The organism is Pseudomonas sp. PA-4-8C (assembly GCF_021606625.1).
Lineage (GTDB): Bacteria > Pseudomonadota > Gammaproteobacteria > Pseudomonadales > Pseudomonadaceae > Aquipseudomonas > Aquipseudomonas lactis.
This window is the reverse complement of sequence record NZ_WKCD01000480.1, coordinates 1-2,082: the sequence shown is the minus strand read 5'-3', so window position 1 is coordinate 2,082 and position 2,082 is coordinate 1. Positions and strand designations below refer to the sequence as shown.

Here is a 2,082-nt window from a genome sequence, read left to right as displayed (position 1 = left end):
ACTATCAAGTGTTGTTTGGCGGCCTCGCCAAAGAATTTGGCGTGACCCTGGTGGCCGGCTCCATCGCCCTGCCCAACCCAAGCGTGATCCAGGGCCAACTGGAAATCGGCCATGGCGCGCTGTACAACGCCAGCGTGGTGTTTGCCGCCGACGGCTTGCCGCTGGGCCAACCGCAGCGCCAGCTTTACCCGATCTACGATGAGCGTGGCTTTATCGAGCCGGGTGATGAGCATGCCGTCAACGTTGTCGATACTCCCGCGGGGCGCCTGGGCATCTTGGTGGGCAGCGACAGCTGGTACCCGGACAACTACCGCAAGCTCAACGAGCAAGGCGCGCAATTGATCGCGGTGCCCGCTTTTGTGACCGGCCGCGACACCTGGGAGCGTCCGTGGCGTGGCTTCAAGAGCGTATCCACGCCCTCTGAAGTGAGCCTCAAGCCTGAAGAAACCAGCGAGGGCGCAGCCTGGCGTCGCCTCACCCTGATCAGCCAGCCACCCGTCAGCCAAGCCACCGCGGGCATGAGCGTCTTTCTGCGCGGGCAGTTCTGGGACCTGGGCAGCGCCGGCCAGAGTTTTCTCAGCCGCAATGGGCAAGTCTTCGCCGATGGCGACGCTCGTGGTGCGCGCCTGCTGAATATCTGGCTGTAGCGCCGTGAAGCCGGTGCGCCTGGGGGATCTGTCGGTGGGCTTCGTGCATACCCTGGCCGACGCCATCCACAGCCACGGCCTGGACCCGCAGCCCCTGCTGCTGCAATACGGCCTTGATCCGGCGCGCCTGGCTGAAGCCGGTGCACGCTTGTCGATCCCGCGCTACATGCGCCTGGGCCACGCGGCCATCCAGCTGACCGGCAACCCCGGCCTGGGCTTGCGCATGGGCCAGCTCAGCCGCTTGAGCCAGGCCGGCCTTGCCGGCGTCACCGCCGCACAAGCGCCCACTGTGCGCGAAGCCGCACGCACGCTCACACGCTTTGAAGCGCTTTACGGTTCCAACTATCGCGGGCAATCAAGCTTTCATGAAGACGCCGAAGGCGCGTGGCTGCGGTTTTATTCCATCAGCCCCTACAACGCCTACAACCGCTTTGTGGTGGATTCGATCATCGCCGGCTGGTTGCAGCAGCTGTCCGGCCTGGCGCAACAGCCGGTGCAGGCCCAGCGGATTGAAATCGAGTTCGACGCGCCGGACTACCACGACCACTACAAGGTGCTGGGAGAGGGTGTGGTGCACTTCGGCGCAGAGGTCAATCAACTGCGCCTCAGCCAACCGACCCTGGCGCTGCGCAACCCACAGCATTGCCCAAGCACCTGGCACCTGTTGCTACAACTGTGTGAAAGGGAATTGGAGCAACTGACTCGCACCCGCAGCCTGCGCGAGCGCATTACCCGTTTGCTCGGGCCGATGCTCAATGGTGGCCGGGAACCCGACCTGGAGGAAGTGGCGGCACGCTTGAAGCTGCCCACCTGGACATTGCGGCGCAAACTGGCCGAGGAAGGTACGCAGTTTCGCGCGATTCTCAATGACACCCGTCGCGACCTGGCCATGACCTACATTCGCGACACGGAACTGGCGTTCGGCGAGATCGCCTACTTGCTCGGTTTTGCTTCAGCCCAAGCCTTCCAAAGGGCCTTCAGGCGCTGGAACAACCAGACCCCAGGGGAATTTCGCCGCAGTCAGCGCCACTCCGCCTGAAGTAGGTGTTACAGCTCGGTGGCATCGTCGGCTGGGTCCAGTGGGTCTAGCTCGAATGCCTGGTACTCCAGCAGTTCTTCCTGGTAATCGTCCATGGTGGACTCCTTCTTCATGTTGAAAGCGGTTGCAGATTAATGACCTGCGAACCCAGCCTAAAGTGCCGTCATGACGAAAAAATGTCGACGTCGTGACATTCCTGCTCTTCAGGATTAAACGTAGCAGCGATCACAGGATTTAGCTTAACCGCAACCTCGCACAACATGTGGGACCTAGCTTGCCTGCGAAGACGGCCTGACAGCCGACGCCTATCCACCTGACACCCCACGGTCCAACTGTGGGAGCTGGCTTGCCTGCGATGACGCACTGCCAGCCGACACCTATCTATCTACCTGACAC

At 62.2% G+C, this 2,082-nt stretch carries 2 protein-coding genes; both read left to right on the top strand.

Annotation, left to right across the window (positions count from 1 at the left end):
* On the top strand, window positions 1-647 hold a 647-nt coding region (locus GIW04_RS30185), incomplete at its 5' end, for a carbon-nitrogen hydrolase family protein (protein WP_236479564.1).
* 4 nt (window positions 648-651) lie between these two features.
* Window positions 652-1,686: an AraC family transcriptional regulator gene (locus GIW04_RS30180; protein WP_034134306.1), complete on the top strand. Its 1,035-nt coding sequence runs from the start codon at window positions 652-654 to the stop codon at window positions 1,684-1,686.
* Window positions 1,687-2,082 lie beyond the last annotated feature (396 nt).